Origin of the sequence: Lentihominibacter sp., assembly GCF_046951855.1 — a bacterium.
GTDB lineage: Bacteria > Bacillota > Clostridia > Peptostreptococcales > Anaerovoracaceae > Lentihominibacter > Lentihominibacter hominis.
Map to the genome: position 1 here is coordinate 1 of NZ_JBKTXS010000016.1, position 23,218 is coordinate 23,218.

Genomic DNA, 23,218 nt, shown 5'->3' on the forward strand with positions numbered 1-23,218 from the left:
GCTTTTGGATTTGTCTATACAGCTGATAGAAGATGAGCTTCCGGCTATGGCGTTTTCAGGTGATATCCGTATAGAAAATCTGGACGGCAGGAATGTGGTGTTTCTGGAAGCATATTATATGGCAGAGCAGAATGTATGCAAGCGACTGGCTGCCATAAACAGTGCTGAGCTTAAACCAATATCAGGGGGTGTTGACAGTCTTATAAGCAGAACTGAAAACGCCACCGGTATATATCTTTCGGAAAATCAGAAGCATGCAGTCATAACATCCCTGAATATGGGTGTATCGGTGATAACAGGAGGCCCCGGAACGGGGAAGACAACTATAATAAATACTATAATAAATATACTTGAGGAAAGTGGACTGAAAACCGCAATAGCTGCTCCTACGGGAAGAGCGGCAAAAAGAATAACCGAAACATCGGGACATTATGCGTCAACTATACATAGACTATTGGAATACTATTTTTCAGAAAGTGAAAATATGATGAGGTTTGGAAAGACCAAAGAAGATCCTCTCGATTATGATGCTGTTATTGTTGATGAAGCTTCTATGATAGATTTGATGCTGATGAATGGCCTTGTAAGTGCTGTAAGGCCGGGGACACGCCTTATAATAGTGGGTGATGCCGATCAGCTTCCGTCGGTAGGTGCAGGGAATGTTCTGCGGGATATAATAAACAGTGAATATATATATTGTACTAAACTGACTGAAATATTCAGACAGGCCAAAGAAAGTATGATAGTAGTCAACGCTCACAGAATAAACAGAGGAGAATATCCTGACTGCAATGCTAAAGATAAAGATTTTTTTCTTCTCAGAAGGGGAAGTGAAAAAGAGATGTTGGAGACTATAAAGAATCTGTGTCTTACCAGACTTCCCGGATATTATAAGGATGTGTCGCCCACTGCAGATATACAGATACTTACTCCGGTAAGAAAAGGCATATTGGGAAGTATAAATCTTAATAAGGAACTGCAGGAGGTACTGAATCCTCCCCAGCCAGGACTTGAAGAAAAACAGCTGGGAGAACGCATTTTTCGAGAGGGTGATAAGGTCATGCAGATAAAGAACAATTATCAGATGACATGGAAAAATCTTGAGGATTTTACAGAGGGAGAAGGAGTTTTTAATGGAGATGTCGGTTTTATAAAGAAGGTGGACAGAGAATTTAATGAGATTACTGTAGTCTATGATGAAATAAGATATGTTACATATCATTTTAATCAGCTGGACGAGCTGGAATTAGCTTATGCCATCACTGTTCATAAGAGTCAGGGAAGCGAGTTTCCGATAGTGATAATGCCTGTAAGCTGGTTTCCTCCGATGTTGGCAACGAGGAATCTTTTGTACACCGGAGTAACGAGAGGAAAAAAGTCTGTAGTTCTGGTAGGATCAGAAAACAAGCTGAATTCAATGGTGGATAATGACCGGATAAGCGAGCGATTTTCAGGTCTTGGAATACGGCTGAAGCGCCTTATGGGTATGGAAGGGATATAGTGATAAAAAGAGTATTGGAAAGAGCAAGGAAAATAATTTTTGAAGCAATATTTCCGTCAAATATATACTGTATAAGCTGTGGAAGCCTAATAGATAAAACCAGAAATTATTCTCTGTGTGATAAGTGTATGGGAAAGCTTCACTGGATAAACGGAAGAACCTGTGATAAATGTGGAAAGGCTCTTCCTCAGACATATAAAGGACGGTTCTGCTATGATTGCATGACATATAGTCATTATTTCAGCAAAGGATATAGCTGTTTAACGTATGGTATGTATGAACGGGAGCTATTGTTTGATTTTAAATATAGGGGAAAATCATATCTGGCTGAGAAATTTGCAGATATTCTTTATGATCGTATGGCTTGTGAAGATATACAGATAGATGTTATAATACCTATACCTGTAGGAGCAGAAAGACTGAGGAAGCGAGGTTACGATCAATCGGTACTTATGGCAGACAATCTTTCGGCAAGATGGTGTGTGCCTGTTGCCAAAGATATTCTTTTGAGGAAAAGGGATACGCCTTTTCTAAGAGGCCTTTCTCCTGTTGAGCGTGAGAATGTTTTAAAGAATGTATTCTGTATTTCGCAAACAGGGCAAAAGACTGTTAGATCAAAGCGTATTTTGCTGGTGGATGATATATACACTACCGGATCTACAGCAGATGCCTGCAGCAAAGAGCTTCTGGAGAAGGGAGCTGAGGATATATTTTTATTGACATTGGCATCGGGAGGCAACCGGAAACCGAAAATGGTATAGCGTTAGTTATAGTATTTTAAGTATTGCTCTAAGAACAAGGTTTCTGTGTTTGTTCTGCATGACAAAATAAGTTTTGGACAGAAATTTCACTGAAAAACCGCCACGAAGCAGAGCTTCTGTGGTTTCTGTGTTTGTTCTGTACACCAAAACAAGTTTTGGACAGAACATAAGCAGCGTATATATATGGCTCAGGTCTGTGATTGAAAGGCCATGCCAGCTACGGGCAAAAGGCTCCACGTAAGCTGATCCGCAAGGCGGCAGTGATCATGGCGTAGCTTAGAAGTAAGTCCTCTGAAAAATTCAGGTAAAGGCGAGTGTGGGGGCAAAGATCAGGTCAGCTGAGTCATATATATGCGCTGTTTTTTAGGTGAAATAATTCTTATATAGTTTGTTTTTTTTTGAGCTTGAGGATTTGATGACAGATTTTTACTGAAGAGTGTTTTGATTCTTCATGATTGAAGGTTTAGTAAATGTTTTCAGATTTTTCTGTGAATAATTCAAAAAAACGATGCAGCCCGGCATTATATATGGTATACTTAGTAAAAGCATCAAAGTGCAAGCTTGAAAAGGAGGTTGCTATTATGAAGACAATTATAAACGGTAAGAACTATAGCCCAAGCGACAAATTGAAAGCCACTATAGAAAAGAAGTTTGAAAAGCTGGACAAATATTTTTCGAACGAAATAACAGGTACTGTAATGACAATAAAGGAAAAGGGCGGCTATAAAGTGGAAGCTACGATAAATGCCAAGGGCACTATATTCAGGGCTGAAGTTAAAGCTGATGATCCTTATGATGCTATAGACGGTGTTATCGATAAACTTTCGAGTCAGATGTCCAAGTTTAAAAGCAAGCTTCAGAAAAAGTATAAGGGCAGTAAGGAGTTTATGTTTGCTGAACTTCCTGAAGCAGAGGAACAGGAAGAACTGCACATAGTCAAAAGAAAGAGATTTGAATTGATCCCAATGACAGTAGATGAGGCGATTATTCAGATGGAGCTTCTCGCTCATAATTTCTTTGTATTTCTTAACATGGAAACTGATTCTGTGAATGTAGTATACAGAAGAAATGATAAGGATTATGGTGTATTAGAGACAACCTATTAATGTTTTCTGTTTTTTAAATAAAAAATTCCAAGATAAAGTCAGTTTAATAAAATAAATATAGGGACTTCATGTAGGCATGAAGTCCCTTTTTATCTGTATCAGTTTTTTCAGAGAACTAAGTATGAGACAGTGACCGGCAATATTTAAAAACTAAGTGAAGCATTGGTGTTTTATCGGCGTTACTATTGAAAAAGACACCTATTTTTTGTAAAATGTAAAGGAGTCTTTAAATTAATACAGGGGAGCAAATTAATGCAGAAATTTTTTGAAAATATATTTTCCGGTGTTGGGATCACCGATATAATAGACATATTGATAGTCGCCTTTGTAATATATAAATTACTTGGCCTGATAAAGCAAACGAGAGCTGAACAGCTTATGAAAGGCGTGCTGCTGTTGGTAGTGGCTACTTTTTTGTCGGGGCTGTTCAATTTACATACGATAAACTGGATTCTTAAAGGAGCGGTTACTTTGGGAGCGGTGGCTATTTTAGTTGTTTTCCAGCCGGAGCTGAGACGCGCTTTGGAGTATATGGGAAGAAGCAAGATTGTAAAAGCCCCTCTTCGTGAAATGGATAAAGAGAGAGGAAAAGAAATTACGTCTCATATAGTCAAGGCGATCGATACATTTTCAAAGGATCGTGTCGGCGCTCTCATAGTTTTTGAGAGACAGACGTCACTATCGGACATAATTGAGACAGGGACAGTAGTAGATGCAGATATTTCAGAACAACTTCTGGGAAATATCTTTTATGAGGGAGCGCCTCTTCATGACGGAGCTGTGATAATACGAGACGGCTGTTTGTACGCAGCGGGCTGTGTACTGCCTCTTACAAGGAACAATACCATAAGCAAAGAACTTGGTACAAGACACAGAGCGGGTATAGGAATAACGGAAAATTCAGACGCCTTAACTCTTATCGTCTCTGAAGAAACCGGTATAATTTCCATGGCGAGTGAAGGTCAGCTGTCCAGATTTTTAGACATCAAAACGGTAGAGAAGACTCTGCTTAATATGTATCTTAATACAGGGGAGATAACGGGAACTATGTCAGTTATTGCAAGATTTATTAATAAGATCAGGGGGAAGAACGATGCTGAATAATAAAACTTTTCTCAGAGTTTTTTCCCTCGTAGCAGCGGTGTTGCTGTGGGCCTATGTTATGCTTGAAGTTGATCCGTATAAAACAGCAAAGATAAGTGATGTTTCCATAACGTTTGCCAATGAGGATGTTTTGGCTGAAGAAGGGCTTGCGCCTATTTCCGGAGATGATATGGAAGTGGCTGTCAAAATAAAAGGACGCAGATCTGATGTGAACAGTGTCAGAAAAACAGGACTTACGGCTTATGTGGACGTATCATCATGTAAAAAGGGTGAAAACAGTGAAGAAATAGTGATAAATACTCCGGATGGAATAAGTATAGAGACTGTATCAGAGGAATATCTGACATTTGAAGTAGAGGAACTTGCAGAGGAGGAAAAGACTCTTAATATTGAATTTGATAAGGAAAACGGTGAAAGTGAATCAAAGGTTCCGTGGGTCGTTGCAGCAGAAACTGATTCAGTAACGGTAAAAGGAGCAAAAAGTCTCGTTGATAAAGTGGAGAGTGTAAAGGGTATAGTATCTTCGGAGAATATGCCTAAGGAAAAAAGTGAATGGAGAGATGTAAGTGTAACAGCTGTGGATAAAGACGGGAATATTGTGCCTGATGTTTCAATACTGAATGGGGATGATATTCAGGCACAGGTAAGGCTCATGGCTCTTAAAACTGTGGAGCTTGATATTTCCTCTTCGGATCTGAGGGAAGATTTTCAGATAGATAAGCTTGACGTGGCTGATAACATAAGGATAGTAGGGCCCGAAGATATGATACAAGAGATAGATAAGATAAAAGGCTTTGCAGAGCTTGCAGGAATTGACGATACTCAGACTCATAAAATAAACGTGAATCTGGATTTGCCGGAGGGCATATATTTGTATGATCAGAAAAATCCGCTGACTGTAAAGGTGAAACTTAAGGCAGTCGAATAAAATAGAAAACCAAAATGAGGAGAAGATTATGGGAAGATTATTTGGAACAGACGGAGTCAGAGGCATTGCCAACTCCGAACTTACCCCTGAACTGGCTTTTAAGCTGGGAAAAGCAGGGGCTCATGTACTTAGCAAAGACAAAAAAAGACCGATTGTCATTATAGGTAAAGATACACGGCTTTCAGGCGATATGATTGAAGACGCTCTCAGCGCAGGGATATTAGCGGTAGGAGGAAACGTTATAAAAGTAGGTGTGCTGCCTACACCTGCAGTCGCATATTTGGTTAATGTTTATAAGGCTGATGCAGGGGCAGTGATATCGGCATCCCATAATCCATTTGAATATAACGGTATAAAGTTTTTTAATGGTGATGGTTTTAAATTGGATGACAGTATAGAGGATGAAATCGAAGATATAATTCTCAGTAATGTAGATGTTAACAGTCATATTACAGGAGATAAGTTGGGGAAATGTCTTGAAGCAGACGATGACGCTATAGAAAAATATGCTGATTTTTTAAAGTCTACAATAGATGCAGATATAAGTGGCTTGAAGCTGGTGCTCGACTGTGCCAACGGAGCATCATATAAAGTAGCGGAAAAGGTATATTCAGAGCTTGGTGCGGATGTTACTGTAATCGGAAATGAACCTGATGGTATAAATATAAACTATAATTGTGGGTCTACTCATCCTGAGAGGCTGCAGCAGGAAGTCATAAAGCAGGGAGCTTTTATGGGTCTTGCTTATGATGGGGATGCTGACAGACTTATAGCTGTAGATGAGAGAGGAAGAATTATTGACGGAGATAAGCTGATATGTATATGTGCCAAGATGATGAAGGATATGGGCAGACTGAGCGGCGATACAGTTACAGCCACGGTTATGAGTAATCTCGGATTTCACAGATATATAGAAAAAATGGGTTGCAGCGTAGAGGTCACATCTGTCGGAGACAGATATGTGCTTGAAAGCATGCTGAAGACCGGAAGCAAGATAGGCGGAGAACAGTCCGGACATATAATATTCTTAAATCATACGACTACGGGAGACGGAATTCTTTCCTCTCTTCAGTTGTTGCAGGCTGTATTGATGTCCGGGAAAAAAGCATCGGAGCTTTCGGATGAAATAGAGATATTCCCTCAGGTGCTCAGGAATGCCAAGGTAAAAAATGAGAATAAGAATAAATTCATGGAAGATAGTGAGGTAAAGGCTGCCATAGAAAAAGTTGAGAAAGATGTAGCGGGACTAGGCAGGCTTCTTATAAGACCTTCGGGTACGGAACCTCTTGTAAGGGTTATGCTGGAAGGTCAGGACGTGGAGCATATCACAGGACTTGCAGAGGGGCTGGCCTCTCTGCTTACTAAGAGGTTTGGATAGGAGGATTTATATGTGCGGTATAGTTGGATTTGCGGGGAAAGATCACGCTAAGGAAAAAATAATAGATGGGCTTAAACGACTGGAATACAGAGGTTATGATTCTGCAGGTATTGCCTTGCCTATAAATGGAAAAATAGAAATAAGAAAACATGTCGGCGAAATAAAGAATCTTGAAAAGATAATAGGGGATGATGGATTTGACAGTTCTGTGGGAATTGGCCATACGAGATGGGCAACACATGGTGTGCCGTCTGATGTCAATGCACATCCTCATGCCAATGCAGATGATTCTATAGCTATAGTTCATAACGGTATTATAGAAAATTATCAGGAAATAAAGGAATGGCTTATCAGAGAAAAGGGAGTTGTTTTCAAGTCGGAAACAGATTCGGAAGTAATTGCTCATTTAATAGGAGTGTTTTATGAAGGTGATTTGTTGAAGGCTGTCAATAAAGCTGTAGCTGAAATGAGGGGAGCTTATGCGGTATGTGCCATTGCAGCTGCGGAACCTGATAAGATTGTTGCAGTGAGAAAAGATGCTCCTTTAGTAGCAGGGATAGGAAAAGGATTCAATTTCATAGCCTCCGATATTCCTGCTTTGCTTAAATATGTAAGACAGGTATATCTTATAGAAAACAATGAAACGGTAGTATTGACTAAAGATAATATAACTATTTACAATGAAAGAGGTCAAAAAGTCAACAGAGACGTGTTCCATGTGACATGGGATGCTGATGCAGCCGAAAAGGAAGGCTACGAGCATTTTATGCTTAAGGAGATACATGAACAGCCTAAGGGAATTTATGAGACTATAAACAGGCGGCTTAATGAAGATGGAAGCATCAATCTTGATGGCATAGCTATGACGAAAGAGGACATAGAAAATTTCAATAAGGTATATATAGTTGCTTGCGGAACAGCATATCATGCCGGTCTTGTAGGGAAAATGGTTATTGAGAAGATGGCTAAAGTTCCTGTAGAGGTAGATGTTGCATCCGAGTTTAGATACAGAGATCCGTTTGTTGATGAAAATACACTGTTTATTGCCATAAGTCAGTCGGGTGAAACCCTTGATACTCTCGCGGCTTTGAGAGAGGCTAAAAGAAAGGGAGCGCGTATCCTTTCTGTAGTCAATGTAGTGGGAAGCTCTGTAGCCAGAGAATCTGATGATGTGTTTTATACATGGGCAGGACCTGAGATTGCAGTTGCTTCTACAAAGGCATATACCACTCAGCTGATATGTATGTATCTTATAGGTCTTTACATGGGAAGTACGAAAGGTACAATAGAAAAAAATTATTACGATAAAGTCTTAAATCAGCTTAAGGAACTTCCTTATAAAGTGGAAGAGCTTTTGGAAGGAGAAGATGCCATAGCAGAGCTGGCCAAAAAGTATTACAGGAAAGAACAGGTCTTTTTTATAGGAAGAGGGCTTGATTCAGGTGTATCATATGAAGGTTCTCTTAAATTAAAAGAAATTTCATATATAAATTCTTTTGCTATTGCTGCAGGGGAGCTGAAACATGGAACTATAGCTTTGATGGAAGACGAGACTCTTGTGTTTGCTCTTGCTACTCAAGATTTTCTGTATGAGAAGATGATTTCTAATGTTGAGGAGATAAAGGCCAGAGGAGCAAGGGTAATAGGTATGGCTAAACAGGGCAGAAAAGAGATGGAGTCTGTTGCCGATGAGGTTATCTATATACCGTCCTGCATAGATGAGGTGTCTCCTGTTCTTGCAGTCATTCCTCTTCAGATTTTCGCTTATTATGTAGCCAAGGAGAGAGGTTGTAATATAGATAAGCCCAAGAATCTTGCAAAATCGGTAACGGTAGAATAATAGAGCAAATATTAATTCAGGCTGGCGATTATTCGTCAGCCTGAATGTTGCTTATGAAAGGATGTTAATATGAATAAATATGATATCAGAGATATAACATTTGCAGAGTCCGGCCACAGGAAAATAGAGTGGGTGAGAAACAATATGCCGCTGCTTCGGGCTATGGAGGAAGAGTTTAAAAGGGATAGGCCTTTTGATGGAATTAAAATAAGTCTTTCGGTACATCTCGAGGCTAAAACTGCTTATCTTTGTCTTGTACTGGCGGCAGGCGGTGCACATATGTCGGTGACAGGAAGCAATAGTTTGTCGACCCAAGATGATGTAGCAGCTGCACTGGCGGACAGAGGCCTTAAAGTATTCGCATATCATGGGGCTACTGATGAAGAGTACATGAGGCATCTTGAAATGTGTCTTGAACATAAACCTAATATTATAATAGATGACGGCGGAGATCTTGTAGAGCTGCTTCACAGAAAGCGTTTTGACTTGGCAGAGGATGTTTTTGGAGGATGTGAAGAAACAACTACAGGAGTGATAAGACTCAAAGCGATGGAGAGAGAAGGCATTCTTAAATTCCCTATGGTGGCTGTAAATGATGCTAAGTGTAAACATCTATTCGATAACAGATATGGTACGGGGCAGTCCGTGTGGGACAGCATGATGAGAAACACTAATCTTATCGTGGCTTCCAAGACTGTGGTAGTAGTGGGATATGGATGGTGCAGTAGAGGCATAGCCATGAGAGCATCAGCTCTGGGTGCAAAGGTAATAGTAACAGAGATAGATCCGGTAAAAGCTATGGAAGCAAAGATGGATGGGCATGATGTAATGCCTATGAATAAAGCGGCATCCATGGGAGATATGTTTATCACAGCTACAGGCTGCAAGCACACCATAACTGTAGAACATATGGTGAAAATGAAGGATGGCGCTATTTTGGCTAATGCAGGACATTTTAATGTAGAGATCGACATGGCCGGCCTTGAAGAAGCAGCTATCAGCTCTTGTGAGACAAGAAATAACATTATAGGTTATACTTTGAAAAACGGAAATGTTATAAATGTTATAGGAGAAGGCAAGCTTGTCAATATCGCTGCGGCAGATGGACATCCGGCAGAAATAATGGATCTCAGTTTTGCTGTTCAAGCAATGTCAGCGCTATATATCAAGGACAATTATAAAAATCTTGATAATAAGGTAATAGATGTTTCTGGGGAAATAGATAATGTGATAGCCCGCAAGAGGTTAGAGGCATGGGATATAGAAATTGACAGCCTCACGGAAGAGCAGAAGCTGTATCTTAAAAGCTGGCAGTTATAAGGTGAATTTATGTAATAGAGGTTATTTTAAAAGTATGGTATCTGGCGATATGTTTTTCTAATATATACAGAATATCAGAATTTTGTAATATTTGATATTGCTGGAGTGTGTTAGACTGTTGAATATACTGATTCCTATGCTCACTTGGCGTATGTCCGTACCATTTCTTAAAGTTTTTATAAAAGTATTTAGGATCTGAAAATCCGCATTTATATGATATTTCTATATTAGGTAAGTTTGTGGTAAGTAAAAATGTTTCGCTTTGATAACATCTTATATAATTTATCATATTGCTGAAACTCTGGAATGGTGATTTTGAGAGAAATTGAGACAGATAATTTTCATTTATAAATTCTCTGCTGGCTATTTCACTTACAGTTATTTTATTCATGTAATTTTGCTGGCAGAATTTTAATATGCGGTTAAATCTTTCTCTACTGATATTATTAGTGTTAGTGTTGGGATTTGTATTCATATAATCATACCATTCAAAATATGACAGCATTATGTTTATTAATTTATTGGCCAGCCTTGAGTAAAGATTAGTATGACCGTGAATATTCAAGTCTTCGTTAGATAAATAGATATAAGCTATTGACAGTAAAGTATCTGTTATATTATACATCGGCAGTTTTTGATATTGATTGCAGGCATCACTTCTGCATGTAAAAAAAGTGTACTTTAAATAGTCGAAAGAACTGTCAACTTGTGATAGGTCTATATATAATGACATTACTATATTGTTTTTGCTTTCCGAATGTAAATAATGTATATCCATACAGTCTATGGAAAAAACGTCGCCCTCACGAAGTTCTATTGTCTGATCTGCAGATATAAGCTGGATGTTTCCTTTTAGGCATAGAATAATTTCCAGTAAAGTTTCGTGACGATGTGGCTTGATATTAGTAACATTATAAAAAGATACTCCGAGAGGAGTATTTTTTATTTTTTGTATTGAATTTTCATTGGCAATTATATCTGTATACATGGTTACATTATAGTCTGCTTGTTCAGAATAGTCAAATCTTATAAAACTATAATATTAACCCACAAGAAACGGCAATCGTAAAATTTATGCAGGGTATTTACTATATGAATAAGAAGTTGTTAAAAATGGAGGTGATTTATATGGATAGGAGAGTAACGGAAGACTCAGGAGGGGTATCAGGCTTGAAGAAAAGAAAAATACGGCCTTTTGGTATAGCTTTTATGCTTTATTGCCTTGTGGCGGCAGGGGCCTTTGGAATCGAGGAAATGATACCTGCCAGCGGACCCGGGCTAACAATAGTTATACTGGCAGTATTTCCAATAGTTTGGGCTTTGCCAATATGCTTGATGGTATCGGAATTATCAGCTCTCATGCCTCGGGAAGGAGGTATTTATGTGTGGGTTAAAGAAGCGCTTGGGGAGATGTGGGGATTTTGTACATGCTGGTGGAGCACGATATGTACTTATTTATGCAGTGCCACATATGTGGTTTTAGTAGTTGGATATGCAGAAAAGTTCATCGACATGACGAATGTGCAGGTCATGGCCGTAAAAGTAGCGATGATTTTAATTTTTACGGTAATTAACCTAATGGGCCTTAAAGAGGTTAGTGTTGTCAATACTGTTTTTTCTGTAATGATTATTGCTGTATTTGCGCTGGTAACTGTGGTTGGGTTTGCTAACTGGGAATTCAATCCGGTAGAGCCGTTTACACCTGAAGGAGAGAGTGTAGTAAGCAGTTTAGGGGGAAGTGTGTGCATTGCCATATGGATGTATTGTGGGTATGAGTGTGTGGCATATGTATCCGGAGAAATTGAAAATCCTAAAGTTATTCCTAAAGGTTTTTTTATTGCAATGCCCCTTATCGCACTTAGCTATATTCTTCCTACTGTGGCAGGCTTAGGCTCTATAGGAAGCTGGGAGAGCTGGTCGACTGAAAGCGCAGAAGGGACAGTAGGATATGCTGATGTTCTGACTCAGAATTTGGGACAGGCGTGGGGAGTGGTATTTATTATAATAGCAATTATTTCCCAGTGTGCAATATTCAATACATACATAACAGCAGGGTCAAGAGGATTTCTCGTAATGTCAGATGATAATCTTTCTCCTAAATTTTTGGGGAAAGTGGATAAAAAAAGAGGCATGCCATATTGGGGAATAATATTGATAGCAGCTGTAACAATGATAATGTCAACGTTTGACTTCTCTACAATTATTATTTTGGTTGGTCCGGTATGTATAGTTGTTTATTTTACCATATCAGTTTCACTTATAGTTTTGCGTAAAAAATATCCGGTGGATAAAAGAGGGGATATTTATTATATAAAAGGCGGAAAGAAAGTGATATATGTGATAACAGCACTTGTGTTTATCGTAGGTATCGCGGGGATTATAGTAAACGGAACGGAATATTTTATCATGAGCTTCATTACCATAGGCTCAGGTCTTGTAGCTTATATAATATTTAAGCTTCTGTACGGGGGTCTCTATAGGAAAAGCCCTGACAGATATCCCATTAATGAAAAGACAAGGCTTGCAACAGGAGATGTTATGAGGATAGGGCTGTTCATGTTGCTCTGCGGCATACTGGCATTTTTCGGGGCTCTGTTTATAACATGGTATGAAGGCTCATACGGCGAAGAATATTATCTCGAAACATATGAGAAAGGTATTTTAAGCGATTTCTGGCTCATGATAAAGATATTAAAATTCGGAGGGATTATATCAGGGATATTAGGAATTATACTCTTGATTTTAGGAAAACGGTACGACGATACAGAAAGGATAAAAAAGGAAAGTTTATGATTATAAAATCTCGGTGCATATTTGACGGGGTGTCCCCAGAACCATACGAAGGATATGTGGCCATAAAAGAGAATAAAATACACAGTGTTTTAAAGGGCGATAGTATTCCCGTCAGACTCAGAAATGATGAGGAAGTTTTGGACGTAGGAAATAGAACTGTAATGGCAGGGTTCTGTGATAATCATGTACATATTTTCTTGGCGGCTCTTGACCTTACAACGTGTAGCTTAAGAGATTGTGAAAGTGAGGAAGAAGCAGCAAAAAGGCTGGCTGACTTTTACAAAAATCGCAAGGATAAGTGGGTAATCGGTTTCGGCTGGTGTAATTATGACTGGGCAAATCAAGAGCTTCCCTCTAAAGAGACTTTGGACAAATATTTTGGAGGCAGACCTGTAATGCTTATAAATGATGAGTTGCATGCTTTGTGGGTCAACAGTAAGGCTCTTGAATTATGCGGCATAGATAAGTATACGGAAAATCCTCAGTATGGGGAGATTTACAGAGATGAAAAAGGGGAGCCTACAGGATATATACTTGAACAGTCAGCTATGAGGCTATTTACTGATATTGCATTAGATTATACTGAGGAAGAAGAGAAAGGCCTTATAAAGACTTTTGTCAAAGAGGCGCATAAAAAAGGCGTTACATCGGTAGGCGATATGGAGATCATAGGTATTATGAAAAGTGATATTTATAAAGCCTTGGAATGCGAGAAGGAATTGAAAGTAAGAGTGTTTTTTTCTCCGTCAATTCAAAAACCCTTGGATGAATTTATAGAGCTGAAGGGAAATTTCGATTCGGACAATTTATCATTGCTCGGGGCCAAAGGATTTATCGATGGTACACCTTTGGGGCATACGGGATTGATGATTGATGATTATAAAGATATGCCGGGATTTAAAGGAGAACCAGTTCTGCACCTTGCAGAATTGAGGAATAAAGTGGAACAATTAAATGGAGAAGGGATTCCGGTAAGGCTTCATGCGTGCGGAGATGGTGCGGTAAGGGAAGCGCTTGATGATATTGAGAAAGCAAATCACAATAGAGGTTTAGAGAATGTGAGAAATACAATAGAGCATATTGAGTGTCTGCATCCTGATGATATAGGAAGATTTGCCAAGTCCGGTACGATAGCATCTATTCAGCCTAATCATATGACTATGAATTCAATGGAAGAACATCCTATTTTTGATATTCTGGGACAAAAACGTTCTGAGCTTTCATGGCCTGCTAAGACACTATCACGCTCAGGAGCGTGTGTGGCTCTGGGAACAGATTGTCCTATAGTGCCATTGGAACCGATGATGACATTATACTGCGCGATAAACAGAGTAATGGAAGATGGTTCTCCACAAGGGGGCTGGAATCCTAAAGAAAAATATACTATGCAGGAAGCGTTAAAAGGAGTCACTGTAAATAATGCCTATCTTTTCAAAATGGAAGATAAAATAGGAACATTGGAAAGCGGTAAGTATGCTGATATTGTAGTATTGTCTGAAGATATTTTTAAAAAGGATGTACTTGATATATTGGACATAAAAGTTGATATAACCGTGTGGAATGGTGAAAAAGTTTATGAAAGAAAAGGAGGAGAACATGAATAACAGAAAGTTTGAATTAATACCCGGTGTTGAAAATTGTGCCGGCGAGATGAAGGTGGCATTTCCCATAGAAGAGTATCAGAATCGTTTGACCCGGACGAGAATGCTTATGGAGAAAGAGGGGATTGATCTGATATATGCCACGGCTCCGGAAAGCATGAATTATATTACAGGTTACGATGTAGTATGGCACAGAGTCAACTCTCCTGCGGCATGGTTTGATACTATGACTGCAGGAACAGCCATACATGTGGATTACGATGATTTTATACATTATGATTTGCCGGACGAAGAGGGAGTGTTAAAGCTTACAAGTATTTCAAGAAATACAAGGTTGTTTTATGATACTCCTGCAGAAATGTATGGAAAATCATATATTGTAACGACAGAAGATGAAAATTTTAAGCAGTTGATGGTAAAAAATCTGAAAGATGAAGGCTGGGTAAGGGATGGCATGACAGTAGGATTGGAATTCGGAAGCTACAGACCTAATTATGTTGTTTTTTCTCAGCTGAAAGAGGTCTTTGAAAGCGTCGGATGTAGAGTTGTAGACGCAACTCATATCATCAGGAAAGTGAGGGGGATTAAATCTCCTTTAGAACTTGAATACATAGAAAAGGCAAGCCTTTTGTGTGATGTAGGAATGAATGCAATATATGAAGCCTTGCGGCCGGGGATAACGGAACTTGAAATCGTGGGAGAATATACGCGGGCTCAGAGTGAAGCCGGAAGTGAAGCTCCGGCCATAGTAAATATGGTGCGTTCCGGACCTTCCAGAGCATGGTGTTTCCATATACCGGCTTCAAGGAGAAAAATAATGATAGGTGATCCCGTAGGTGTAGATTTATCCGGAGTATATAACAGATACCATTCCAATCAATGCAGATATTTTTCAGTAGGTGAGCCGCCTAAAGAGTTTAAAGAAAAATATGCTGTAAATAAAGAAATTATATCAATCGTTTCGTCTATAATAAAGCCTAATATGCTTGTATCTGATTTTCTTAAAGAACTGCAGAAATTTTACGAATCTGAAAATTTATGGGGAAAACAATACTGGATAGGAGGGTATGAACTTGGAATAGCATATCCTCCGGACTGGGTAGGTGCATATACATTCGATATATATGATGATATAGATGATATGGAAACAAGATTCGTACCGGGGACAGTAACAAACTTTGAGACAGGCTTTGGGTGTATAGACACATTAATGTTTAAAGAAAGTGACGCATATGTACTGGGGAAGACTACAAGAGATCTTATGATAAAATAGTCATTTGATATTCAGATTGAAATTTAGTCTACAAAAAGGATGAAGTAAAAATGATGGTACTACATATTAAAAATAACAGTACCATCATTTTTTATGATTTATTATTTAATCATGATCTCCAGTCTTTCCCTGGTTCTTTTTTCACCAAGTATTTGCTGGATTTCCCAAACATCAGGAGACTGAGTTCTCCCCATTATAGCTATTCTGATAACAGTGCTTACATGGCCGACATGGCCTTTGTACTGATCCGGATTTTTCTTAAAGTCTTTGGGTTTTGAGGCATATCCCATTTCCTCTGCAATGGATCGTATCTTATCGAACCACTGACTTTGATCATCACTGTGGTCGTAGGAAGCCAAGTATCTGCGCAGAATTTCTGCGGCATCTTCATCATTCACTTCTTTTGGTATACTGTCTTTTATAATAAAGTAATCATCGAAGAAGTAACTGATAAAATCAAAAATTTGTTTTGCGTATATAAGATCTTTACGAGGTTTCTTTCCGTTTCGGCCCAGATCGAGAATTTTAGTTACATATTCTTTGTTATTTTCGATAAGAGAAAGTATTTCAGGTCTGAATTCTTTTGCCCAGTTTAAAAGGAAGCTGTAAAGTTCTTCTGCCGGAATTTTTACAAGAACATCTTTTGATATGTCATTGAGTTTATTAAGATCAAACAGGGCGCCGCCGCTGCTCATTTTCTCTGTTGTGAATTTAAAGTCATCAATAGAAGCATCCGGATTGGCGATTCTCCATTCTTCGAAGTTGGAGTTAAGTATAGTAAGCAAATATTCTTTCACTGCTTGGGGATGATAACCTTCCTGCCTATAATAATCAAGGGATAGTTCAGGGTCTTTTCTTTTGCTGAGTTTTCGTTTGTTGCCGTTATCCAGTTTTAGAAGCTGTGCGGTATGGCAGTAAACAGGTATTTTAAATCCAAGTTTCTCAAAGAGCTCAACATGAATAGGAAGTGACATGAGCCATTCCTCGCCTCTTACCACATGAGTTGTTCTCATGAAGTGATCATCTATGACGTGAGCGAAATGATAGGTAGGTATCCCATTTGCCTTGAGAATAATAACATCCTGATTGTTTTCCGGCATTGAAAGCTTTCCTCTTATTGCATCGTCAATCTCTATATGTCTTATTTTTTCGGATGGCATATTGTGATTGCCGGAGGATTTGAGCCTCACTACATAAGGTTTATTATTTTTTATGTTTGATTTTATATCTTCATAGGAAAGGTTGCGGCTTTTTTCTGCATACTTTCCATATATTCCGGTAGTTTCTTTTGCGGATTCTTGGGATTTTCTTATTTCTGAAAGTTCAGCTTCTGTCAGAAAGCAGGGATAGGCCAGTCCTTTTTTTACAAGTTCTTTAGCAAAGCACTGATATATTTTTCCTCTGTTACTTTGAAAATAAGGTCCGTAATTTCCCTTTTCTCCATTCAGTAACGCGCCTTCATCAAAATTGATACCAAAAAAACGAAGGGATGTTATTATGGTTTCAACAGCGCCTTCGACATATCGTTTCTCATCAGTGTCTTCTATACGAAGGTAAAAAGTACCGTTTGACTGGTGAGCCAGACGCTCATCAACAAAAGCTCCGTACAGGTTTCCCAGATGTATGAAACCTGTAGGGCTTGGACCAAGTCTGGTTACCATAGCACCATCCGGTAGATTTCTTTCAGGGAATTTTTTCTGATAGTATTCAGGACTTTTATCTATACAAGGGAATAAAAGCTCCGCAAGTTTATTGTAATCCATTTTTGTAATGCGATGCTGCTATAATTATGAACAGCCCGCGCCTCCTTTCATTGTATAACTATGGGGTATTTTATTAGTTTGTGATCTGTGCATACTTAAATCATTTTAGCAATATTTTTAATGGGTTGCAACATTATAAATGTAATACCTGTAGATATCAACATTTGAAAATACAATAATGAAAATTTTTTATAATAAAAACTGTGTACAGTCTTGAAAATATCAAATTCATGTACACAGTTATGTTTTTTAATAAGTGAAATAATTAGTATTTTTTCCACAGAATCCTAAGTGAGTTTAATATACATATCATCGCTACTCCGGTGTCGGCAAATATAGCTGCCCATATGTTAGCGAACCCTATGAAGCCAAGGAGGATTACCAGAAGTTTTACAAATAGCGCTATAACGATATTTTGAACTGCTATAGTATTGGTATTTTTTGCAATGGTAATCGATTGAGGTATAGATTCTACCGATGAATTCATGAATACTACATCAGCAGCTTCTATAGCTGCATCAGCTCCGGTTCCCATGGCAGCTCCAACATCTGCGCCGGCAAGAACGGGGGCATCATTTATGCCGTCTCCTACAAACATGACAGGACCTATCTTTTTGCGTATATCCTTAAGAGCGGAAAGTTTATCATCGGGCATAAGCTGAGATCGGACTTCACTTATGCCGACATTTTGGGCGATATCAGCAGCGCTCTTTGCATTGTCGCCTGTAAGCATGGCAGGAGTGAGACCAAAGGATCTTATTTTGGAGATGGCGCTTACGGCATCAGGCTTCAATGTATCTGAAATGCTTATGGAACCGGCATATAATCCGTTTACTGCTATGAAAACTTCCGTCCCTTTTGGATCTTTTACATTTTCCATAGATACACCATGGGCTTTCATGAGAGCTTTGTTTCCGCACAGAACATCTCCTGAAGAAAGATCTGCTTTTATACCCATTCCCGATATCTCTGACAGAGAGCTGGCTTTTTCAATGGAAACATTCATCTGGCGAGCCTTTTCGACTATGCTGACAGCAATTGGATGAGTGGAACTGAATTCACATGATGCGGCTATCGTAATAAGCTGTTCATCAGTAAAGCCTTTTTCAGGGGATATTTCCTGTACTGAAAAGTTCCCTTCGGTGATGGTTCCGGTTTTATCCATTACTATTGCTTTGACGTTTTTAAGAGCTTCTATGGAAAGACCGCCTTTAAAAAGTATGCCGAGCTTTGAAGCGGCGCCTATACCGGAGAAAAAGGCCAGAGGTACACTTATTACAAGAGCGCAAGGGCAGCTGATTACAAGGAATGTTATTGCTGTGGTAATCCAAGTACTCCACTCTCCTGTGATAAGAGACGGAACTATTGCTGTAATGAGAGCCAGAGCTACTACTATTGGAGTATACACTTTAGCGAATTTAGTTATGAATCTGTCCATTTTAGGCTTTCCGGCAGCTGCATTTTCTACGGAATTGAGAATCTTTGTGACCATAGATTCAGCAAGAGGTTTAGTGACTTTTATTTTTAGCAGACCCTGCTCATTTACACAGCCGGAGATTACTTCTGTACCGACAGAAGCTTTTACGGGGACAGGTTCTCCTGTTATAGGTGAGGTGTCTATGCGGCTTTCGCCTTCTGTTACGATGGCGTCCAGAGGGATTCTGTCTCCCGGGCGTACAAGAAGTATATCTCCTGTTTTCGCATCTGCGGCCGGAATGATTTTGATCTCGTCTCCTTCTGCAAGAGATACTGTTTCAGGTCTCATGTCGACTGCTTCCATGATCTGAGAGCGGCTCTTATCTACGGCTACATGCTCAAAGAATTCACCTATTCTGTAAAAAAGCATTACTCCGGCACCTTCGGCAAAATCACCTATGCAGAATGCCGCCACAGTAGCTATGGACATGAGAAAGTTTTCGTCGAAAACCTGACCTTTGAATATATTTTTAACGGCAGTAAACAGAACCTCCCATCCGAGAACAAGGTAAGCTGCGGCGAATATAGGAAGCAGGGCAGGCTGTAAAATACCTGTATGTTCAAATATAAGCCCTGCTGCAAATAATAATATTCCTGCTGATATAGATATCAGATCACCCGTGTGCTCTTTAAAGAATCCTTTTTTAGGACTTTTATAAGCAGGTATGCTATCTTCTTTGTTCATTATCTTTACATTATCCTCGACAGATCTGCAGGCTTTTTCCAGTTTAGGCAGCAGTGAATCAGGATCTTTGGCGGCGATTCTAAGCTGTTTTGTAGCAAACGTGATGGAAGCGGCTTTTACTTCCGGCATAGCTTGTATTTTTCTTTCTATTTTGGCAGCGCAGTTGGCGCAGTCTAATCCCTCAACGATATAGATCCGCTGATCGTTTTCTGATATATTATCAAAATCATGATTATGACTGTGATCATGGGATATATGTTCGTGTTCATGATGATCATGATCGCAGCCACAATCACAATGTTGGTGTTCGTGGTGATGATCGTGTCCGCAGCTGCAGTGATCGTCATGGTGATGGTTGTGTAATTCTTTATTCATTGATATGTTCCAGCGCTACGTCTAATATTTCTCTGACATGATCGTCAGCAAGGGAATAATAGGCGTGCTTTCCTTTCTTTTGAAATTTGACCAGGTTGTTATCCCTGAGAACCTTTAACTGATGGGAGACAGCAGACTTTGTCATGTCAAGCAGAACAGCAATGTCGCATACGCACATCTCATGACAATTCAGCGCTGACATTATTCTTATTCTGGTACCATCCCCAAATATTTTAAAAAGTTTTGACATGCTGGTAAGATCAGAGTCAGGAACTATCTCGTCTCTTACATATTTTAGTATATCCTGATGTATAGCTGCGCAGTCGCAGCTTACTTCATTTTTTCCCACGTTTATAATCACCTCCAGGAAATATATTGTTTTAAAATATAATCATAACGATTGCATGATTGTTCAACTGTTTCTTGAGTTCATTATAGTTGAATGTACATGCAACTGTCAACAGTAAAATAAAAAAAGTTTAAATTTATTTGACGGAATTTCAAACTTTGTCTATGATAGTAGAAACAAAACGTGTAGATATGTTATGAAATAGGGAGGATTAAATGATAAAGATTAATAGGGATGTATGTATTGAGTGTATGACTTGTGTTACAGTCTGTCCCTTCACTGTCTTGGAGGAATCCGGCGAAGGGATCCGGAAAATAGAAGGAAAAAAGTGCATAGGATGTATGCACTGTGGAGCAGTATGTCCTACAGAGGCAATAACATATGACGGAAAGCCATCTATAGTAGATGATGAGCTTCCTGTAATAAGGGAGGGATTTTACAAAGATCTCAGGAATCATATACTGAAAAGGAGATCTTACAGACATTTCAGTGAAGAGCAGGTTCCCAGATCAGTTATAAAAGAGGCTCTTGAGTTGGCGGCATGGGCCCCAAGTGCTAAAAATCAGCATCCCACCAAGTGGATGATAATAGAATCTCAGGATGTAATGGAAAAGATGATGGATTTTATACTGGAGTATGTGCAGTCTACAGGGGTTTCTACGGAAATAGCTTCAGAAATGGAAATAGGAAACAATGTTGTTATGGGAACTGCAACATCATTGCTTTTGGCATATGCCAGCGATAATGCAATATCTCCGGAGACGGATACAGCAATAGCTATGACTACTGCCGAACTGTATTTACAGGCTAAAGGAGTCGGCACATGCTGGGCCGGATATTTGAAAAGGATGGCAAACAATGTTCCGAAAATAAAGGAACTGCTGCCAGAGTTGCCTGAAAACCATAGTTTTTACGGAGCTTTTATGATAGGTTATCCGGAAGATGAAGAATATCTACATATTCCTCAAAGATTTAAACGGGCTGATATAGAGTGGGTGTGATATCCACTCTTTTTTTTCGATATTATTGTCAGTAACTATTGACAACATGTTCACATTGTATATAATGAGTATATACAATATGAAATGGAGGTGTTCAGTTTGGACATCATAATAAGCAATTCAGACGGGCGGCCTATTTATGAGCAGATAAGTTCGCAGATAAAATCCAAGATAATGACCGGGGAACTTAATGCAGGCCAGATGCTGCCTTCTATGAGACTTCTGGCTAAAGAACTGCGAATAAGCGTGATAACGACAAAAAGAGCATACGAAGAACTTGAACGTGATGGTTTTATAATCACTATGACCGGAAAAGGAAGCTTTGTTGCAGAGAAGAATACTGATTTGGTCAGAGAGGAATATTTGAAACGTATAGAGAGCCATCTAAATGAAATTATAAGACTGTCAGTAAGCTGTGACCTGTCACTGAAAGATATAAAGGATATGCTGACTTTGATGTATGAGGAGGAGAATAATGAATAATGCTATAGAAATAACAGGTCTTTCGAAGAAATACGATGGATTTAAACTGGAAAATATAAATATAGTCTTGCCGAAAGGATACATAATGGGATTCATAGGTGAAAACGGAGCTGGTAAAACCACTGTAATTAAAGCCATGACAGGACTTATACGTTATGACAGCGGAGATATAAAACTTTTTGGGGAATCCTTTAAAAATATAGGAGCAGCTGTACGTGAGAATATAGGAGTAGTGATGGATGATTACGGACTTCCTCCCGAGGCAGATACAAAGGATATAAATAAAATAATGAAAGGAATATATTCTACGTGGAATAGCAGGGCTTTTTTCCGGTATACCGAAAAATTCGGGCTTCCTCAAAATAAAAGGATAAAATCATATTCTACAGGTATGAAAAGGAAGCTTTCAATAGCTGTAGCTCTTTCACATAACAGCAGACTTCTTATACTGGATGAAGCGACATCGGGGCTTGATCCTGTGGCAAGAGATGAGCTTTTGGATATACTGCGTGAATTTATACAGGATGAAGATAACAGCGTGTTTATCTCGTCACATATATTGAGTGATCTTGAGAAGGTATGTGACTATATAACATTAATACATGAAGGCAGGATTGTTTTCAGCGATGAGAAGGATGAGCTTTTGGCTTCATATGCAATAGCAAGATGTACTGTTAAAACTTTTGAGAATATAGATAAGTCGGCGGTAGTTGCTTTTCGCAGGACAGAATTCGGAATAGAAGCACTGGTAAAGAGACAGATGGTGAATGAAGCTTTGATTACGGATAATGCTACTGTAGAAGATATTATGGTGATGATGATAAAGGAGGAAAAAAGATGAAGGGGTTATTGATAAAAGATTTTATAAATCTGAGACAGCAATTGAAGATATATATAATTATAATCATTTTATGGTTTTTTATCAGTTTGTGGAATGGTCAGCCGGGATTTTTCAGCGGTATCATGGTAATGTTTGCGGTAATGATTCCAATGACAGCTGTTGCTTATGATGACAGCTGCGGGTGGAATGTCTTTGCAGTGACATCACCTCTTTCAAGGAAAAAGATTATACTGTCCAAATATCTTATAATGTTGATATCGATTGTGGTCTCTGCAGTTATAGCCTGTGCAGGGAGTATGGTTTTGGGGGAGTCGCTTGAAGAAAGTATATTTTTGTCAGCCGTACTTTTTCCGTTTGGTATCATAATGGGGGCTGTTCTTATGCCTGTAATATTTAAGTTTGGCGTGGAGAAAGGACGTTTTGCTTTTATCGCTGTCGTGGCTGCAGCAATTGCAGTGATAAGTTTTGTAGGTCCTAAACTCCCGGATTTATTTGGAGAGGGAGCTTTTTTTAATGCTGTGATATCCATGAGCAGGTGGTCTTGGCTTGCTTTTCTTACTGGTTTTATGGCAGTTTTGGGATGTATCTCATTTTTTTTATCAGTAAGAATATATGGGAAAAAAGAATTTTAATGGACTGT

Annotated in this window: 19 protein-coding genes; 15 read left to right on the forward strand and 4 right to left on the reverse strand. The window is 39.0% G+C overall.

The genetic code is table 11. The annotated features are described in order from the left end of the window. The 8 genes from ACLR96_RS05755 to ACLR96_RS05790 all read left to right on the forward strand — a co-directional run. Positions 1 to 1,501: ATP-dependent DNA helicase (locus ACLR96_RS05755; RefSeq protein WP_412265415.1), on the forward strand; the 1,501-nt coding region annotated here is incomplete at its 5' end. After that, positions 1,501 to 2,262 carry a double zinc ribbon domain-containing protein gene (locus tag ACLR96_RS05760; protein WP_177267619.1) on the forward strand — a complete coding sequence of 254 codons (762 nt, stop codon included), beginning with the start codon at positions 1,501 to 1,503 and terminating at the stop codon, positions 2,260 to 2,262. The genes ACLR96_RS05755 and ACLR96_RS05760, both read left to right, overlap by 1 nt. 581 nt (positions 2,263 to 2,843) lie before the next feature. Further along, positions 2,844 to 3,368 (forward strand): ribosome hibernation-promoting factor, HPF/YfiA family, encoded by a 525-nt coding sequence (hpf, locus tag ACLR96_RS05765; RefSeq protein ID WP_177268953.1) that lies wholly within the window; start codon positions 2,844 to 2,846, stop codon positions 3,366 to 3,368. A gap of 252 nt (positions 3,369 to 3,620) precedes the next feature. Continuing rightward, the gene (cdaA, locus tag ACLR96_RS05770) at positions 3,621 to 4,472 is read left to right on the forward strand and encodes a diadenylate cyclase CdaA (protein ID WP_177268955.1); all 852 of its coding nucleotides are present in this window, start codon (positions 3,621 to 3,623) and stop codon (positions 4,470 to 4,472) included. Beyond that, entirely contained in the window at positions 4,462 to 5,400 is a 939-nt protein-coding gene (locus ACLR96_RS05775; RefSeq protein ID WP_177268957.1) for a CdaR family protein, read from the forward strand. Before cdaA ends, ACLR96_RS05775 begins: the two co-directional genes overlap by 11 nt. A 28-nt stretch (positions 5,401 to 5,428) precedes the next feature. Continuing rightward, on the forward strand, positions 5,429 to 6,778 hold the full coding sequence (gene glmM, locus ACLR96_RS05780; RefSeq protein WP_177268959.1) for a phosphoglucosamine mutase: 1,350 nt from the start codon (positions 5,429 to 5,431) through the stop codon (positions 6,776 to 6,778). 10 nt (positions 6,779 to 6,788) lie between these two features. Beyond that, a complete protein-coding gene (gene glmS, locus ACLR96_RS05785) occupies positions 6,789 to 8,618 on the forward strand; it encodes a glutamine--fructose-6-phosphate transaminase (isomerizing) (protein WP_177268961.1) in 1,830 nt (609 codons plus the stop codon). A gap of 69 nt (positions 8,619 to 8,687) precedes the next feature. Further along, entirely contained in the window at positions 8,688 to 9,938 is a 1,251-nt protein-coding gene (locus tag ACLR96_RS05790) for an adenosylhomocysteinase (RefSeq protein ID WP_177268963.1), read from the forward strand. 7 nt (positions 9,939 to 9,945) lie between these two features. Here ACLR96_RS05790 and ACLR96_RS05795 read toward each other — a convergent pair whose 3' ends face one another. Then, positions 9,946 to 10,926 (reverse strand): helix-turn-helix domain-containing protein, encoded by a 981-nt coding sequence (locus ACLR96_RS05795; protein ID WP_177268965.1) that lies wholly within the window; start codon positions 10,924 to 10,926, stop codon positions 9,946 to 9,948. A 140-nt stretch (positions 10,927 to 11,066) separates the two neighbouring features. Here ACLR96_RS05795 and ACLR96_RS05800 point away from each other — a divergent pair, with 140 nt between their 5' ends. From ACLR96_RS05800 to ACLR96_RS05810, 3 genes are read left to right on the forward strand one after another with little or no spacing between them, the layout of a single operon-like run. Next, positions 11,067 to 12,731, forward strand: coding sequence for an amino acid permease (locus ACLR96_RS05800; RefSeq protein WP_177268967.1), 1,665 nt, complete (start codon positions 11,067 to 11,069; stop codon positions 12,729 to 12,731). Further along, a complete protein-coding gene (locus tag ACLR96_RS05805; protein WP_177268969.1) occupies positions 12,728 to 14,335 on the forward strand; it encodes an amidohydrolase family protein in 1,608 nt (535 codons plus the stop codon). The genes ACLR96_RS05800 and ACLR96_RS05805 overlap by 4 nt, the downstream gene beginning before the upstream one ends. Continuing rightward, complete coding sequence (locus ACLR96_RS05810; RefSeq protein WP_177268971.1) at positions 14,328 to 15,605, forward strand: M24 family metallopeptidase; 1,278 nt, start codon at positions 14,328 to 14,330, stop codon at positions 15,603 to 15,605. The genes ACLR96_RS05805 and ACLR96_RS05810 overlap by 8 nt, the downstream gene beginning before the upstream one ends. A 101-nt stretch (positions 15,606 to 15,706) precedes the next feature. On the opposite strand, the gene gltX is transcribed toward ACLR96_RS05810, so the two are convergent. From gltX to ACLR96_RS05825, 3 genes are all read right to left on the reverse strand, one after another. Beyond that, on the reverse strand, positions 15,707 to 17,368 hold the full coding sequence (gene gltX, locus ACLR96_RS05815; protein WP_177268973.1) for a glutamate--tRNA ligase: 1,662 nt from the start codon (positions 17,366 to 17,368) through the stop codon (positions 15,707 to 15,709). A 265-nt stretch (positions 17,369 to 17,633) separates the two neighbouring features. Further along, complete coding sequence (locus ACLR96_RS05820; RefSeq protein ID WP_177268975.1) at positions 17,634 to 19,904, reverse strand: heavy metal translocating P-type ATPase; 2,271 nt, start codon at positions 19,902 to 19,904, stop codon at positions 17,634 to 17,636. Beyond that, positions 19,897 to 20,253: an ArsR/SmtB family transcription factor gene (locus tag ACLR96_RS05825; RefSeq protein ID WP_412265420.1), complete on the reverse strand. Its 357-nt coding sequence runs from the start codon at positions 20,251 to 20,253 to the stop codon at positions 19,897 to 19,899. The genes ACLR96_RS05820 and ACLR96_RS05825 overlap by 8 nt, the downstream gene beginning before the upstream one ends. Before the next feature lie 215 nt (positions 20,254 to 20,468). Here ACLR96_RS05825 and ACLR96_RS05830 point away from each other — a divergent pair, with 215 nt between their 5' ends. From ACLR96_RS05830 to ACLR96_RS05845, 4 genes are all read left to right on the forward strand, one after another. Then, positions 20,469 to 21,254, forward strand: coding sequence for a nitroreductase family protein (locus tag ACLR96_RS05830; protein WP_177268977.1), 786 nt, complete (start codon positions 20,469 to 20,471; stop codon positions 21,252 to 21,254). Between the two features lie 99 nt (positions 21,255 to 21,353). Next, positions 21,354 to 21,737: a GntR family transcriptional regulator gene (locus tag ACLR96_RS05835; protein ID WP_177268979.1), complete on the forward strand. Its 384-nt coding sequence runs from the start codon at positions 21,354 to 21,356 to the stop codon at positions 21,735 to 21,737. Next, entirely contained in the window at positions 21,730 to 22,578 is an 849-nt protein-coding gene (locus ACLR96_RS05840; protein WP_177268981.1) for an ATP-binding cassette domain-containing protein, read from the forward strand. Before ACLR96_RS05835 ends, ACLR96_RS05840 begins: the two co-directional genes overlap by 8 nt. Beyond that, complete coding sequence (locus tag ACLR96_RS05845; RefSeq protein ID WP_177268982.1) at positions 22,575 to 23,210, forward strand: ABC-2 transporter permease; 636 nt, start codon at positions 22,575 to 22,577, stop codon at positions 23,208 to 23,210. Before ACLR96_RS05840 ends, ACLR96_RS05845 begins: the two co-directional genes overlap by 4 nt. The last annotated feature ends 8 nt before the right edge of the window (positions 23,211 to 23,218 follow it).